This is a genomic window from Pseudomonas sp. R2-37-08W, assembly GCF_003851705.1.
In the GTDB taxonomy this organism is placed as follows: Bacteria; Pseudomonadota; Gammaproteobacteria; order Pseudomonadales; family Pseudomonadaceae; genus Aquipseudomonas.
In genome coordinates this window covers 1,925,966-1,940,746 of the sequence record NZ_CP027728.1, presented here as the reverse complement: position 1 = coordinate 1,940,746, position 14,781 = coordinate 1,925,966, and the positions used below count along the sequence as shown (strand labels likewise).

Below are 14,781 nucleotides of genomic sequence, written 5' to 3'. Positions count from 1 at the left end.
AATCAGATACCCCAAAGAATCTGCACACCCCAGACGAAGTAAGCGAACATCGCGATGCCGCATACTGCCTGGAAGAGGAAACGGACTGCGGTCGCGGACTTGCCCAGCGCCATTGGCGTCAGGTAGTCGGTCGCGATGGTCCACATGCCGACCCAGGCGTGAGCGCCCAGGGCCACAAGGGCCAGCAGACTGAAGATTCGCATCGCATTGTGGGCGAACAGGCCGTGCCATTGCTCGTAGCCGATGCCCGGGTTTGCGACGAGGTATCCGATCAGGAAAATGAAATAAGCCGCGAGAACGACCGCAGACACACGCTGTGCCATCCAGTCATAGAGGCCCGAACGCGACAGATTCGTTACGCTGGTTACCATATCCAAACTCCTGCCAGAACGATCAGCACCACGGAAATGGCGATGATGATTTTCGAGCCCAGGCGGCCGCCTTCCAGCGTCTCACCGATACCCGCATCCATGATCAAGTGGCGCACACCGGCTACCAGGTGATACAGCAGAGCGGACAGCAGGCCCCACGCTACGAACTTGGCCAGTGGGCTGGTCAAGGTTGCCTTCACCTCGGCGTAACCTTCCGCGGAACCCAGGGATTTGCTCAATGCGTAAAGCATGATGCCCAGGCCCAGGAACAGGATGATGCCGGAAACACGGTGCAGGAACGACGTAACGCCGGTGATGGGGAGTTTGATGGTCCTTAGGTCTAGGTTTACAGGTCGTTGGCTATTCACGGCTTTTTTTCACACTGAAGAGCCCCTAACAATCAGGGCAAAGTTGTTGGGGAGTGCGACTGGTCAGGTAAGCACCACCCAGGGAGTGCGACCCCCAATGAAAGCAAGCCCAAAAGCCCTTGGCGGTCGGTGGCCGAGTATAGACAGTTAGGTTACTAATGACAACGCGCACACCTCACCCTAATAGCTGATTGCGCTGACGCGATAAAAGGCGTAAATGGCAGGCAATTTCGACGAAAAAGTACGGTTAAAGCCTTCTGGAGCAAGACTTTAGGCAAATTGACATCTGAATTTATCTCACTATAGTGGTGCGGGCCCTGCGTGGGGGTCTGTCTGATGATTTGAAGCATAAATAGGAGGCCACATGGCTGACAAAAAAGCGCAGTTGATCATCGAGGGCGCAGCCCCCGTCGAGCTGCCCATTTTAACCGGCACCGTTGGTCCCGATGTTATCGACGTACGGGGCCTGACGGCCACGGGCCGTTTCACTTTCGACCCAGGCTTCATGTCGACCGCTTCTTGCGAGTCGAAGATCACCTATATCGACGGCGACAATGGCATCCTGCTGCACCGCGGCTACCCGATCGAACAACTGGCTGAACAGTCGGACTACCTGGAAACCTGCTACCTGCTGCTAAATGGCGAACTGCCAACAGCCGAGCAAAAGGCCCAGTTCGTCAGCACCGTGAAGAACCACACCATGGTTCACGAGCAGTTGAAGACCTTCTTCAACGGCTTCCGTCGCGACGCCCACCCGATGGCCGTCATGTGCGGCGTGGTCGGCGCCCTGTCGGCCTTCTATCACGACTCCCTGGACATCAATAACGCCGAGCATCGCGAAATTTCCGCGATCCGCCTGGTCGCCAAGATGCCAACCCTGGCCGCGATGGTTTACAAGTACTCCATGGGCCAACCCATGATGTACCCGCGCAACGACCTGACGTACGCGGAAAACTTCCTGCACATGATGTTCAACACCCCGTGCGAGATCAAACCGATCAGCCCGGTGCTGGCCAAGGCAATGGACCGGATCTTCATCCTCCACGCCGACCACGAGCAGAACGCCTCCACCTCTACCGTGCGCCTGGCAGGTTCGTCGGGTGCCAACCCGTTCGCCTGTATCGCCGCCGGTATCGCCGCACTCTGGGGCCCTGCCCACGGCGGTGCGAACGAAGCCGTCTTGACCATGCTCGATGAAATCGGCGATGTGTCCAACATCGACACCTTCATCGCCAAGGCCAAGGACAAGAACGATCCGTTCAAGTTGATGGGCTTCGGTCACCGGGTCTACAAGAACCGCGACCCGCGCGCCACCGTAATGAAGCAGACCTGCGACGAAGTGTTGAAGGAACTGGGCATCAAGAACGACCCGCAACTCGAACTGGCCATGCGCCTGGAAGAGATCGCCCTGACCGACCCATACTTCATCGAACGCTCGCTGTACCCGAACGTCGACTTCTACTCGGGGATCATCCTCAAGGCGATCGGCATTCCAACCAGCATGTTCACCGTGATCTTCGCCCTGGCGCGGACCGTGGGCTGGATCTCCCACTGGAAGGAAATGCTCTCGAGCCCGTACAAGATTGGCCGCCCGCGCCAGCTGTACACCGGCTACGAGTCGCGTGACATTACCAAGCTGGAAGATCGCAAGTAAGCATTTAGCTGCATGCTGTACTGAGAACGGCCTCCCTTAGTGGAGGCCGTTTTTGTTTGGGTCGCCTGATATACCGCTATCGGGAGCAAGCCCCCTCCCACAGTTGACCGCATTCTCATGTTGGAACTCTGTCAACTGTGGGAGGGGGCTTGCTCCCGATGACCATCACCCAGGCACCACAAATCTCCAGGCAAAAAAATACCCCAGCCTTTCGACCAGGGTATTTCCTGTCCAGCTACAACCTTAGTGATTAACCGCCCCACTCGCCCCCAGACCAGTCTGCGAACGCACAAACTGCGGGAAGTACAGCGCACGCTCTTTCTCTGCCGCCGCCGACTTGTCGGTGATGGAGAAGAACCAGATACCCACGAACGCGATGATCATCGAGAACAACGCCGGGTATTCATACGGGAAGATCGCCTTCTCGTGGTGCAGGATCGACACCCAGATGGTCGGACCCAGGATCATCAGGCCCACGGCGCTGATCAAGCCCAGCCAGCCGCCGATCATGGCGCCACGGGTGGTGAGGTTTTTCCAGTACATGGAAAGCAGCAGCACAGGGAAGTTACAGCTGGCCGCAATCGAGAACGCCAGGCCGACCATGAACGCGATGTTCTGGCTTTCGAACAGGATACCCAGGCCGATAGCCAGCACTGCCAGGGCGATCGTGGTGATCTTCGACACGCGAATCTCATCTTTCTCGTTGGCCTTGCCCTTCTTGATCACGCTGGCATACAGGTCATGGGACACCGCCGAGGCACCGGCCAGGGTCAGGCCGGCAACCACCGCGAGGATGGTGGCGAAGGCCACGGCCGAGATGAAGCCCAGGAAGATACTGCCGCCCACCGCGTTGGCCAGGTGCACCGCCGCCATGTTGTTGCCGCCCAGCAAGGCGCCAGCTGCATCCTTGAACGCCGGGTTGGTGCTGACCAGCAGGATCGCGCCAAAGCCGATGATGAACGTGAGGATATAGAAGTAGCCGATAAAGCCGGTGGCATACAGCACGCTCTTACGCGCTTCCTTGGCGTCGCTCACAGTGAAGAAGCGCATCAGGATGTGCGGCAGGCCCGCAGTACCGAACATCAGCGCAAGCCCCAGGGAGAACGCCGAGATCGGATCTTTCACCAGGCCGCCCGGACTCATGATCGCTTCACCTTTGGGGTGAACCTTGATCGCCTCGGAAAACAGAATGTTGAAGTCGAAGTTGACGTGCTTCATCACCATCAGCGCCATGAACGAGGCACCGGACAGCAGCAGCACCGCCTTGATGATCTGCACCCAGGTGGTCGCCAGCATGCCGCCGAACAGCACGTACATGCACATCAGGATACCGACCAGGATCACCGCAACGTGGTAATCGAGGCCGAACAGCAGTTGGATCAGCTTGCCCGCGCCGACCATCTGCGCGATCAGGTAGAACGCTACCACCACCAGCGAACCACAGGCCGACAGGCTGCGGATCTGGGTTTGCCCGAGGCGATAGGACGCCACGTCAGCAAAGGTGTACTTGCCCAGGTTACGCAGGCGCTCGGCGATCAGGAACAGAATGATCGGCCAGCCCACCAGGAAGCCGATCGAATAGATCAGGCCGTCGTAGCCGGAGGTGAACACCAGCGCGGAAATCCCCAGGAAGGACGCCGCCGACATGTAGTCGCCGGCAATCGCCAGGCCGTTCTGGAAACCGGTGATCTTGCCGCCGGCCGCATAGTAGTCGGCCGCCGATTTGTTGCGCTTGGACGCCCAGTAGGTGATGCACAGGGTAGCGCCGACGAACGCGACAAACATCACGATGGCCGAGACATTCAGAGGTTGCTTTTGCACTTCGCCGGTCAATGCGTCGGCCGCCCAGAGGGCCGGAGCAAACAGCGAAGCGCCGAGTACCGCTAATAGACGCCGAATCATTGCGCAGCCTCCTTGAGAATCGCATTGTTCAGGTCGTCAAATTCGCCATTGGCCCGGCGTACGTAGATGCCGGTCAGGATGAAGGCGGACACAATCAGTCCGACGCCCAGGGGAATGCCCCAGGTAATCGACGAACCGGGGCTGATCTTGGCCCCCAGCACGTGTGGCCCGTAGGCAATCAACAGGATGAAACCGGAGTAAAGCCCTAGCATGATCGCCGAGAGAATCCAGGCGAACTTTTCTCTTTTTCTGACCAGCTCCTTGAAACGCGGGCTGTTTTGAATCGAGAGGTAAATGCTGTCGTTCATTGTTTTTATCCTCGCAGCACAGCTTTTTTATTATTGGAACGTATCCACTGTATGCGGCTGTGGAAAGGGTTCCAGACGACCTTAGTAGTAGATCGAGTGTAGCGAGGGATTGCTGGAGCACAGAAAAATTTGAGGTGGTGCAAAACTAATGTGGGAGGGGACTTGCTCTCGATAGCGGTGTGTCAGCTGAAAACTGGCTGGCTGACACACCGCTATCGAGAGCAAGCCCCCTCCCACAAGGGATTGCATCAAGATGCAGGGTTATTTAGCGGTCCACTCAGCGACACGCTCAGGGTGCTTGGCCACCCAATCCTTGGCCGCTGCATCAGGCTTGGCGCCCTCTTGGATAGCGAGCATGACTTCACCGATTTCATCCTTGGAGGCCCACTGGAACTTCTTCAGGAAGGCCGCAACTTCCGGCGCTTTCTTCTCCAGGCCCTTGCTGCCAATGCTGTTGACGGTTTCAGCAGCACCATAAATTCCTTTTGGGTCATCCAGGAAACGCAGTTTCCACTTGGCAAACATCCAGTGCGGCACCCAACCGGTGACGGCGATGGATTCCTGCTTGTCTTCGGCGCGGGTCAGTTCGGCGATCATTGCGGCGCCCGAGCTGGCTTGCAGTTTGTAGTCTAGGCCGTATTGCTTGATGGCTTCGTCGGTCTTGAGCATCACGCCTGAACCGGCATCGATGCCGACGATCTTGTTTTTAAACGTGGTGTCAGTCTTGAGGTCTTCGATGGACTTGGCCTTGACGTACTCCGGCACGATCAAGCCAATTTTTGCATCCTTGAAGTTGGGGCCGTAGTCGACCACTTTATCCTTGTTCTTGGTCCAGTATTCACCGTGAGTCACCGGCAGCCAGGCAGACAGCATGGCGTCGAGCTTGCCGGTGGCAACGCCCTGCCACATGATCCCGGTGGCGACCGCTTGCAGTTTCACGTCATAGCCGAGCTTCTGCTTGATCACTTCTGCCGCCACATGGGTGGTGGCAACGCTGTCGGACCAGCCGTCCACGTAACCGATGCTCAGGGTTTTGCTGTCGGCGCTGGCCAGTGTGGAGCCCATCGCAACTACCAGAGTGGCAGCTGCGCCCAAGAGTCGTCGCATCTTCATATGTACTTCCCCGAAAGTGCTGCGCCCGACGAATGCCGAGCGACGTCAACCTGTTGTTATACGGTGCACCGCGCCCCCTTCACGCGCATCGATCCGGTTGCTGAGGCATCAGTGGAGTACTGACAGTTTTATCATCAACCTGCGTAGGCCTTTGCCCTGCTCTGTCAGCGACCTTGGTTGAGCAAGAAACGACATCACATCGCCAGCAGACCACTTTGCAGGACTTGCCCACCTGTTCCCGCCCGAACTTTGCATGTCAAAAGTATGCGGCCCCACTGGAACGCGACAATTACGGGTAAGATGCGCGCCTTTGCTCCCCCAGATAAGCCGACCATGCCCGCGACTGCCCGCCTCCCTGCCCTGCCCTATGTTTTCGCCTTGTTCATTGGCTTGCTTGCCCTCGTCGGCTACTGGTATTGCCTCGGCCGGCCGGCGGTGCTGCCGGATGTGGCGAGCGCCAGCCACAAGCTGCAATGTGCGTCCTATACGCCGTTCGACAAGGACCAGTCGCCGTTCGACCAGCCATTCCAGCTGCGCCCCGAGCGCATGGACGCCGACCTGGCCCTGCTGGCCACACGCTTTGAATGCATCCGCACCTATTCCATGACCGGCCTGGAAGCCTTGCCGGGCATGGCGCGCAAGCATGGCTTGAAGGTGATGGCCGGCGCCTGGGTCAGCAGTGACCCGGTGGCCACTCAAAAGGAAATCGACGAGTTGATCACGGCGGCCAATGCCAACCCGGACGTAGTGACCTCGGTGATCGTCGGCAACGAAGCGCTGTTGCGCAAGGAAGTCACCGCTAAACAACTGGTGACGCTGATCCAAACGGTCAAACGCCAGATCAAGCAACCGGTCACTTACGCCGATGTGTGGGAGTTCTGGCTGCAACACCCGGAAATTGCCCCGGCGGTGGATTTCCTGACCATTCACCTGCTGCCGTACTGGGAAGATGAGCCGTCCGGCATCGACCAGGCGCTCAAGCACGTAGGCGATGTACGCCAGACCTTCGGCCACAAGTTCGCCCCCAAGGACATCCTGATCGGCGAAACCGGCTGGCCCAGTGAAGGCCGCCAGCGCGAAACCGCCTTGCCGAGCCGGGTCAACGAAGCCAAGTTCATGCGTGGTTTTGTCGCCATGGCCGAAGCCAATGGCTGGCGTTACAACCTGATCGAAGCCTTCGACCAGCCCTGGAAGCGCGCCAGTGAAGGCGCAGTGGGCGGTTATTGGGGCCTGTTCGATGCTGATCGCCAGGACAAGGGCACCCTCGCCGGGCCGGTCAGCAACGTGCCGTACTGGCCGCTGTGGTTGGGCGTTGGTGGGATGATTCTGCTGGGCACGTTGGTTTTAGGCGGGCGCGTGCGCACAACCCGCGCGGCCCTCGCACTGCCGCTGCTGGGTGCGATTGCCGCATGCTCCCTCGGCACCTGGGCCGAACTGACTCGCGTCACCGCGCGCTTTAATGATGAATGGGTGTGGGCAGGCTTGCTGGTGGTGTTGAACCTGCTGGTACTGGCCCACGCCGCCCTGGCACTCAGCGCCAGGGACGGCTGGCGTGAACGCGCATTCAACTGGCTGCAGCAACGTGCGGGCTGGCTGGTGGCGATTGCCGGCTTTGCCGGTGCGGTGATGATGCTGGCGCTGGTGTTTGACCCGCGTTATCGCAGCTTCCCCAGCGCGGCACTGGTGTTGCCTGCCCTGGTGTACCTGGTGCGCCCGGTGAGCGGGCCGCGTCGGGAGATTGCGTTGCTGGCCTTCATCATCGGTGCCGGCATTGCGCCGCAGCTGTTCCGGGAAGGTTTATTGAATCAGCAGGCGTGGGGGTGGGCGGTGGTGAGTGTGCTCATGGTTGCAGCTTTGTGGCGTTGCTTGCGAGTGCGCAAGTCCTAACACCGCCATCGGGGGCAAGCCCCCTCCCACATTTGACCGTATTCACAAATGGAAATGTGTGAACCCAATCAACTGTGGGAGGGGCGGTGCGACGGTTCGACTTGCCCCCGATTGCCCTGTCAGGCGACGCGAGGCTTCCTGACCAACCGCAACCCCGCAATCACCACCGCAAACACTGCAAACGTGGTGTTGTACAACGCCAGCGCCGGCAGCCCAAACACCAGCCCCAGCACCGCCAGGCTCCATCCCGCCCGGCCCGGCACGAAAAACGCCAGCACCGAGGTCACCAGCGCGGCCCAGCCCAGTACCTTGAAGTGAATCATCAAGCCCAGGTTCGAACGCACCTGGCATTCCCAACGGCTGGCCTCATCCGCGCAGATGCCGACCCACTGCCCGTCTTCCATAAAGCCATAACGCGCAGCGTAACTGGCCGCCAACCATAACGGCAGGGCGATAAGCAGCAGGATCAACGGCAAGCGACGGGACATGGGGCACTCCGATAGGCAAAAACGGCGCTCAGCTTAATCCCACGGCGGCCGTTAGCAAGGTGTCTGCGCAGATATCTGTTCATCAATGCGTGGCAAAGTGTATCTTCTGCCAGCTATTACTCCGATTCCGACGTTTTTTTCCGACTTTTCGTGCCGAGGGCTGGCACTTCGGTGGCAACGCGGTGGTCATAGCCTGCGAATTTCATTCAGCACCTTTCCTCCTAGGGATTAAGTCATGCTCCGTTCCTTGCGCTGTGCTGCCTTACTGGGCAGCCTTTTTTTGAGTGCGTCAGCACTGGCCGTCGATATCGACCAGGCCAGCTATGGCTACCCTTTGACGAACCCGTTCGAAGCGACCATTGCCACCACGCCGCCCGATCTTCGGCCAACCCTGCCGACTGACGACGAGATCAATCAATCCGACTACACCTTGAACATGCGTCCCGAGCGCGAGTTCAGCCTGCCGGACAACTTCTGGGCGGTGAAGAAACTCACCTACCGCATTGCCAAGCAGGACCGCGCCGCGCCGCTGATCTTCCTGATCGCCGGCACCGGTGCGCGGTTTGACAGCAGCATCAATGAATACCTGAAGAAACTGTATTACCAGGCCGGCTACCACGTGGTGCAGCTCTCGTCGCCGACCAGCTTCGACTTCATCAGCGCCGCGTCGCGCTTCGCCACCCCGGGCATCACCCAGGAAGACGCCGAAGACATGTACCGCGTGATGCAAGCCGTGCGCGCGCAGAACGCCTCGCTGCCGGTCACTGACTTCTACCTTACCGGCTACAGCCTGGGCGCCCTGGACGCGGCGTTTGTCAGCAAGCTCGACGAAACCCGTCGCAGCTTCAACTTCAAGAAAGTCCTGCTGCTCAACCCACCGGTCAACCTCTACACCTCGATCACCAACCTCGACAAGCTGGTACAGACCGAGGTGAAGGGCATCAACAACACCACTACTTTTTATGAGCTGGTGCTGAGCAAGCTGACCCGCTACTTCCAGCAAAAGGGCTACATCGACCTCAACGACGCCCTGCTCTACGACTTCCAGCAATCCAAGCAGCACCTGACCAACGAACAGATGGCCATGCTGATCGGCACCTCGTTTCGTTTTTCCGCTGCCGACATCGCCTTCACCTCGGACTTGATCAACCGTCGCGGCCTGATCATCCCGCCGAAGTACCCGATCACCGAAGGCACCAGCCTCACGCCGTTCCTCAAGCGTGCCCTGCAGTGCGACTTCGACTGCTACCTCACCGAACAGGTGATCCCGATGTGGCGCGCCCGCTCCGACGGCGGCAGCCTGCTGCAACTGGTTGACCAGGTCAGCCTGTATGCGCTCAAGGACTACCTGCACGCCAGCCCGAAGATCGCCGTGATGCACAACGCCGACGACGTGATCCTCGGCCCGGGCGACCTGGGTTTCCTGCGTAAAACCTTCGGCGATCGCTTGACCGTCTACCCGCTGGGCGGCCACTGCGGCAACCTCAATTACCGCGTCAACGCCGACGCCATGCTGGAGTTCTTCCGTGGCTAAATATCTTCTGCTGCTTGCCGCACTGATGTGCGCGGGCGTGGCCAATGCCGACAACAGCAAGGCCCATGAACCGGTCAAGGTCGATGCCGACGGTTTCAAGGAACCGTTGACCAAACTCAAGTTCAACGCCGGCCTGGACCAGCGTGAATTCGAGCGCTCGTCGCTGACCGCGCTCAATGTCTACGATCCACTGGAGTCGTGGAACCGCCGCGTGTACCACTTCAACTATCGCTTCGACCAATGGGTGTTCCTGCCGGTGGTGGACGGTTACCGCTACGTCACACCGAGCTTCCTGCGCACCGGCGTGAGCAATTTCTTCAACAACCTGGGCGACGTGCCCAACCTGTTGAACAGCCTGCTGCAACTCAAGGGCCATCGCTCCCTGGAGACCACCGGACGCCTGCTGGTCAACACCACCATCGGCATCGCCGGCCTGTGGGACCCGGCCACCGCCATGGGCCTGCCGCGCCAGAGCGAAGACTTTGGTCAGACCCTGGGCTTCTACGGCGTGCCGGGCGGCGCCTACGTCGTTCTGCCGATCTTCGGCCCGTCGAACCTGCGCGATACCGCAGGCTTGCTGGTGGACTACACCGCCGAGTCGCAGATCAACTTCCTCAACGTGTCCGAGGTCAGCTCCAACCACCCGGAAATCTGGGCTCTGCGCGCCGTAGACAAGCGCTACCAGACCAGCTTCCGCTACGGCCAGATGAACTCGCCGTTCGAGTATGAAAAGGTGCGCTATATCTACACGGAATCGCGCAAATTGCAGATTGCCGAGTAAACAGCGCCCCTTACAAGATCGTTCCCACGCGGAGCGAGGGAACGATCATCTCTCGCCCACAAAAAAGGCCATTCGATTGAATGGCCTTTTTTATGCCTGTTAGTTCATGCCCTGAGCGCCTTCCAGCCTTTGCCGACCACGCTGACCACTACCAGCACCAAAGCCCCGGCAATAATCCCCGCCACCGCATTCAGCAATGTCGGCATCAACCACGCCAGCGCCCCGGTGTTCTGGCTCAGGGTTTCGATCCAGTGATGCACCACCGGCACGCCATGAGTCAGGATCCCGCCGCCGACCATGAACATCGCCGCCGTGCCGATCACCGACAGGCTTTTCATCATGTACGGTGCCGCACTCAAGATGGCGCCGCCAATACTGCGCGCCACTTGGCCCGGCTTCTGTGTCAGCCACAGCCCAAGGTCGTCGAGCTTGACGATACCCGCGACCAACCCGTAGACGCCTGCGGTCATGACAATGGCGATGCCCGACAGCACGATCACCTGCTGCGTCAACTGCGCATCGGCCACGATACCGAGGGTGATCGCTATGATTTCGGCCGACAGAATGAAGTCGGTGCGGATCGCGCCTTTGATCTTGTCCTTTTCGAAGGCCACCAGGTCCGTCGCCGGGTCGGCTACCGCTTCGCTTAACTGCGCGTGATCGGCCTGGTCTTCTGCCTTGCTGTGCAGAAACTTGTGAGCGAGTTTTTCGAAACCTTCGAAACACAGGTAGGCGCCGCCCAGCATCAACAACGGGGTCACAGCCCAGGGGGCGAAGGCGCTGATCAGCAGCGCCGTCGGCACCAGGATCAGCTTATTGACGAATGAGCCCTTGGCCACCGCCCACACCACGGGAATTTCCCGCTCGGCGCGCACGCCGGAAACTTGTTGGGCGTTGAGCGCCAGGTCATCACCGAGCACACCCGAGGTTTTCTTCGCCGCCATTTTTGTCATCAGTGCAACGTCATCGAGTACAGCGGCGATATCGTCGAGCAAAACCAACAAGCTGCTTCCTGCCATGAATCAGGTATCCGTAAAGTGAGAGATGGCGCGAGCATAGCGCGGCGCAACGCTTTGCGGGCACATTGTTGAGGCCCGCGGATGGCCGGTGCTACCATGCGCGACCGCCTGTCCTGGCAAGGAAGTTCCTGGTTTATGAGCACCATTCGCGAGCGCAACAAAGAAAAGATCCTGCGGGCGGCAAGCGAGGAGTTCGCCGACAAGGGCTTCGCCGCGACCAAAACCAGCGACATCGCCGCCAAGGCGGGGCTGCCCAAGCCCAACGTCTACTACTACTTCAAGTCCAAGGACAACCTCTACCGCGAGGTGCTCGAGAGTATTATCGAGCCTATCCTGGCCGCTTCCACGCCGTTCAACCCCGAGGGCGAGCCCAAGGAAGTGTTGAGCAACTATATCCGCTCGAAAATCCGCATCTCCCGCGACTTGCCGTTCGCCTCCAAGGTGTTCGCCAGCGAAATCATGCACGGCGCTCCCCACCTCAGTGCCGAGCAGGTCGAACAGCTCAATGCCCAGGCCAAGCACAATATCGACTGCATCCAGCATTGGGTGGACCGTGGCCTGATCGCGAAAATCGAGCCTAATCACCTGATGTTCAGCATCTGGGCGGCGACGCAGACCTATGCCGATTTCGACTGGCAGATTTCGGCGGTGACCGGCAAGGCCAAGCTGGATGAAGCGGATTATGAAGCGGCGGCGCAGACGATTATTCGGTTGGTGCTCAAGGGGTGTGAGCCGGACTGATGCACCGAGGTGCCTGAACTAATCGGGGGCAAGCCCCCTCCCACATTTGACCGTATTCTCAAATACAAATGTGTAAACCCAATCAAGTGTGGGAGGGGGCTTGCCCCCGATGAGGTTCTGACAGTCACTCAATACTCAAGCTGACACCCCCGCATCCGCCATCAACCCCACCCCCTCTATCGCCGTGATCGCGCACTGCTCATCAATATCCGACGTATCCCCGCTGATCCCGATCGCCCCCAGCACTACGCCGTCCTGATTTCGAATCAATACCCCACCCGGCGCCGGCACTACGCTGCCCTGGCCCAGGCTGTTCAGCGCCGCGATGAATGCCGGACGCTGCTGCGCATCCAGCGCCAGCAGCCGCGAGCCTTTGCCCAGGGCAATCGCGCCCCAGGCTTTGCCGATGGCGATCTGCGGGCGCAGCAGGCTCGCCCCGTCTTCGCGTTGCAGGGTGACCAAGTGGCCGCCACTGTCGAGCACCGCGATGGTCAGTGGCGCGGCGGCAATGGTGCGGCCTGCTGCCAGGGCCTGGCTGGCCAGTTGGGTGGCAAGTTTCAAGGTTAAAGCGCTCATGGTGCCGTCCTTCTTTTTATTGGGAATGCGGTGGAGGTCTGTTTGATCAGATACTTGATCGAACAAATAGAACACAATGACATTTATTTTTGTATACAATATTTCCAAACAAACCGTCCATACGTCGAAAAAAGCCGTTCCGACGAATGCAAAGGTCTGTTTATAAAATGCATTGACCTGCGCAGCTCGCCGTGAATACACTTTGTCCAGACACCACTTGTATACAATTACAAAACGCAAGAGGCACCAAAATCATGAGCAAAATGAGAGCAATCGAAGCCGCCGTCCTGGTGATGCGCCGTGAAGGGGTAGACACCGCCTTCGGTATCCCAGGCGCCGCGATCAACCCGCTGTATTCGGCCTTGCAGAAGGTGGGTGGCATCGATCACGTCCTTGCTCGCCACGTTGAAGGCGCCTCACACATGGCCGAGGGCTACACCCGCACCAAGGCCGGCAATATCGGCGTGTGCATCGGCACCTCGGGCCCGGCGGGCACCGATATGGTCACAGGCCTGTACAGCGCCTCGGCCGACTCGATCCCGATCCTGTGCATCACCGGGCAAGCGCCCCGCGCGCGGATGCACAAGGAAGACTTCCAGGCCGTGGACATCACCAGCATCGTCAAACCGGTGACCAAGTGGGCGACCACCGTGCTCGAACCCGGCCAGGTGCCCTACGCGTTCCAGAAAGCCTTCTATGAAATGCGCTCCGGCCGTCCTGGCCCAGTGTTGATCGACCTGCCGTTCGACGTGCAGATGGCCGAAATCGAATTCGACATCGACGCCTATCAGCCGCTGCCCCTGGCCAAGCCATTGGCGACACGCATCCAGGTGGAAAAGGCCCTGGCCCTGCTCGACCAGGCCGAACGCCCCTTGCTGGTAAGCGGCGGCGGCGTGATCAACGCTGACGCCAGCGAGTTGCTGGTGGAATTCGCCGAGTTGACCGGCATTCCGGTGATCCCGACCCTGATGGGCTGGGGCACTATCCCTGACGATCACCCGCAGATGGTCGGCATGGTCGGCCTGCAAACCTCCCACCGCTATGGCAACGCGACGATGCTCAAGTCGGACGTAGTGCTGGGCGTCGGCAACCGCTGGGCCAACCGCCACACCGGTTCGGTGGAGGTGTATACCGAAGGCCGCAAATTCATCCACGTCGACATCGAGCCGACCCAGATTGGCCGCGTATTCACCCCAGACCTGGGCATCGTGTCCGACGCCGGCGCCGCGCTGACGATGTTCATTGAAGTCGCCCGCGAGTGGAAAGCCGCCGGCAAGCTCAAGGACCGCAGCGCCTGGCTCCATGATTGCCAGCAGCGCAAGGCCACCCTGCACCGCAAGACCCACTTCGATAACGTGCCGGTCAAGCCGCAACGGGTGTACGAAGAGATGAACCAGGTGTTCGGCAAAGACACCTGCTACGTGAGCACCATCGGCCTGTCGCAGATCGCCGGCGCGCAGTTCCTGCATGTGTATAAGCCACGCCACTGGATCAATTGCGGCCAGGCCGGGCCCCTGGGCTGGACGATTCCGGCGGCGCTCGGGGTGGTCAAGGCCGACCCGAGCCGCAAAGTGGTGGCCCTGTCGGGCGACTACGACTTCCAGTTCATGATCGAAGAGCTGGCCGTGGGCGCGCAATTCAAGCTGCCGTATATCCACGTGGTGGTGAACAATTCCTATCTGGGCCTGATCCGCCAGGCGCAACGCGGCTTTGAAATGGACTACTGCGTGCAGCTGTCTTTCGACAACCTCAACGCACCCGAACTCAACGGCTATGGCGTGGACCACGTCGCGGTTGCCGAAGGCCTGGGTTGCAAGGCGTTGCGCGTGTTCGAGCCGAGCCAGATTCAGCCGGCACTGCGCCGCGCTCAGGAAATGATTGAAGAATTCAAGGTGCCGGTGATCGTTGAGATTATTCTGGAGCGCGTGACCAATATTTCCATGGGCACCGAGATCAACGCCGTCAACGAATTCGAAGACCTGGCCCTGGTCGGCAATGACGCACCGACCGCCATTTCCCTGCTCGATTAAGGAGAACCC

General features: G+C 59.5%; 14 protein-coding genes. 6 read left to right on the top strand and 8 right to left on the bottom strand.

Annotation, left to right across the window (positions count from 1 at the left end):
• Positions 1-2 precede the first annotated feature (2 nt).
• Complete coding sequence (sdhD, locus tag C4J93_RS09060; RefSeq protein WP_003233245.1) at positions 3-371, bottom strand: succinate dehydrogenase, hydrophobic membrane anchor protein; 369 nt, start codon at positions 369-371, stop codon at positions 3-5.
• On the bottom strand, positions 365-739 hold the full coding sequence (sdhC, locus tag C4J93_RS09055; protein WP_124361976.1) for a succinate dehydrogenase, cytochrome b556 subunit: 375 nt from the start codon (positions 737-739) through the stop codon (positions 365-367). The genes sdhD and sdhC overlap by 7 nt, the downstream gene beginning before the upstream one ends.
• A 364-nt stretch (positions 740-1,103) precedes the next feature.
• Between sdhC and gltA the strand changes: the two genes are divergently transcribed.
• Entirely contained in the window at positions 1,104-2,393 is a 1,290-nt protein-coding gene (gltA, locus tag C4J93_RS09050; protein ID WP_124361975.1) for a citrate synthase, read from the top strand.
• A gap of 243 nt (positions 2,394-2,636) precedes the next feature.
• Here the strand turns inward: gltA and C4J93_RS09045 are convergent, their stop codons facing one another.
• The 3 genes from C4J93_RS09045 to C4J93_RS09035 form a co-directional block, all read right to left on the bottom strand.
• Positions 2,637-4,295 (bottom strand): cation acetate symporter, encoded by a 1,659-nt coding sequence (locus C4J93_RS09045; RefSeq protein ID WP_124429137.1) that lies wholly within the window; start codon positions 4,293-4,295, stop codon positions 2,637-2,639.
• Entirely contained in the window at positions 4,292-4,603 is a 312-nt protein-coding gene (locus C4J93_RS09040; protein WP_124361973.1) for a DUF485 domain-containing protein, read from the bottom strand. The genes C4J93_RS09045 and C4J93_RS09040 overlap by 4 nt, the downstream gene beginning before the upstream one ends.
• Before the next feature lie 261 nt (positions 4,604-4,864).
• On the bottom strand, positions 4,865-5,716 hold the full coding sequence (locus tag C4J93_RS09035; RefSeq protein ID WP_003233255.1) for a glycine betaine ABC transporter substrate-binding protein: 852 nt from the start codon (positions 5,714-5,716) through the stop codon (positions 4,865-4,867).
• Between the two features lie 333 nt (positions 5,717-6,049).
• Here C4J93_RS09035 and C4J93_RS09030 point away from each other — a divergent pair, with 333 nt between their 5' ends.
• Positions 6,050-7,603: a glycosyl hydrolase family 17 protein gene (locus tag C4J93_RS09030; RefSeq protein ID WP_124429136.1), complete on the top strand. Its 1,554-nt coding sequence runs from the start codon at positions 6,050-6,052 to the stop codon at positions 7,601-7,603.
• A 119-nt stretch (positions 7,604-7,722) separates the two neighbouring features.
• Here the strand turns inward: C4J93_RS09030 and C4J93_RS09025 are convergent, their stop codons facing one another.
• The gene (locus tag C4J93_RS09025; protein ID WP_124409419.1) at positions 7,723-8,091 is read right to left on the bottom strand and encodes a hypothetical protein; all 369 of its coding nucleotides are present in this window, start codon (positions 8,089-8,091) and stop codon (positions 7,723-7,725) included.
• 235 nt (positions 8,092-8,326) lie between these two features.
• Here C4J93_RS09025 and C4J93_RS09020 point away from each other — a divergent pair, with 235 nt between their 5' ends.
• Both C4J93_RS09020 and C4J93_RS09015 read left to right on the top strand, forming a co-directional pair.
• A complete protein-coding gene (locus tag C4J93_RS09020; RefSeq protein ID WP_057722697.1) occupies positions 8,327-9,625 on the top strand; it encodes a serine/threonine protein kinase in 1,299 nt (432 codons plus the stop codon).
• Complete coding sequence (locus tag C4J93_RS09015) at positions 9,618-10,406, top strand: VacJ family lipoprotein (RefSeq protein ID WP_124366425.1); 789 nt, start codon at positions 9,618-9,620, stop codon at positions 10,404-10,406. Before C4J93_RS09020 ends, C4J93_RS09015 begins: the two co-directional genes overlap by 8 nt.
• 104 nt (positions 10,407-10,510) lie before the next feature.
• On the opposite strand, the gene C4J93_RS09010 is transcribed toward C4J93_RS09015, so the two are convergent.
• Positions 10,511-11,425, bottom strand: coding sequence for a DUF808 domain-containing protein (locus C4J93_RS09010; RefSeq protein ID WP_124429135.1), 915 nt, complete (start codon positions 11,423-11,425; stop codon positions 10,511-10,513).
• A 135-nt stretch (positions 11,426-11,560) separates the two neighbouring features.
• Between C4J93_RS09010 and C4J93_RS09005 the strand changes: the two genes are divergently transcribed.
• Positions 11,561-12,166 (top strand): TetR/AcrR family transcriptional regulator, encoded by a 606-nt coding sequence (locus C4J93_RS09005; protein WP_124409418.1) that lies wholly within the window; start codon positions 11,561-11,563, stop codon positions 12,164-12,166.
• A gap of 135 nt (positions 12,167-12,301) precedes the next feature.
• Here the strand turns inward: C4J93_RS09005 and C4J93_RS09000 are convergent, their stop codons facing one another.
• Entirely contained in the window at positions 12,302-12,742 is a 441-nt protein-coding gene (locus C4J93_RS09000; RefSeq protein WP_124403553.1) for a heme-binding protein, read from the bottom strand.
• Between the two features lie 254 nt (positions 12,743-12,996).
• On the opposite strand from C4J93_RS09000, the gene gcl reads away from it, so the two are divergent.
• Positions 12,997-14,772, top strand: a complete 1,776-nt coding sequence (gene gcl, locus C4J93_RS08995) for a glyoxylate carboligase (protein WP_124429134.1) — start codon at positions 12,997-12,999, stop codon at positions 14,770-14,772.
• Positions 14,773-14,781: the final 9 nt, after the last annotated feature.

Coding starts and splice junctions, on each gene's coding strand:
- sdhD (WP_003233245.1), bottom strand. CDS start 371: ATGGTAACCAGCGTAACGAATCTGTCGCGTTCGGGCCTCTATGACTGG.
- gltA (WP_124361975.1), top strand. CDS start 1,104: ATGGCTGACAAAAAAGCGCAGTTGATCATCGAGGGCGCAGCCCCCGTC.
- C4J93_RS09045 (WP_124429137.1), bottom strand. CDS start 4,295: ATGATTCGGCGTCTATTAGCGGTACTCGGCGCTTCGCTGTTTGCTCCG.
- C4J93_RS09040 (WP_124361973.1), bottom strand. CDS start 4,603: ATGAACGACAGCATTTACCTCTCGATTCAAAACAGCCCGCGTTTCAAG.
- C4J93_RS09035 (WP_003233255.1), bottom strand. CDS start 5,716: ATGAAGATGCGACGACTCTTGGGCGCAGCTGCCACTCTGGTAGTTGCG.
- C4J93_RS09030 (WP_124429136.1), top strand. CDS start 6,050: ATGCCCGCGACTGCCCGCCTCCCTGCCCTGCCCTATGTTTTCGCCTTG.
- C4J93_RS09025 (WP_124409419.1), bottom strand. CDS start 8,091: ATGTCCCGTCGCTTGCCGTTGATCCTGCTGCTTATCGCCCTGCCGTTA.
- C4J93_RS09020 (WP_057722697.1), top strand. CDS start 8,327: ATGCTCCGTTCCTTGCGCTGTGCTGCCTTACTGGGCAGCCTTTTTTTG.
- C4J93_RS09010 (WP_124429135.1), bottom strand. CDS start 11,425: ATGGCAGGAAGCAGCTTGTTGGTTTTGCTCGACGATATCGCCGCTGTA.
- C4J93_RS09005 (WP_124409418.1), top strand. CDS start 11,561: ATGAGCACCATTCGCGAGCGCAACAAAGAAAAGATCCTGCGGGCGGCA.
- C4J93_RS09000 (WP_124403553.1), bottom strand. CDS start 12,742: ATGAGCGCTTTAACCTTGAAACTTGCCACCCAACTGGCCAGCCAGGCC.
- gcl (WP_124429134.1), top strand. CDS start 12,997: ATGAGCAAAATGAGAGCAATCGAAGCCGCCGTCCTGGTGATGCGCCGT.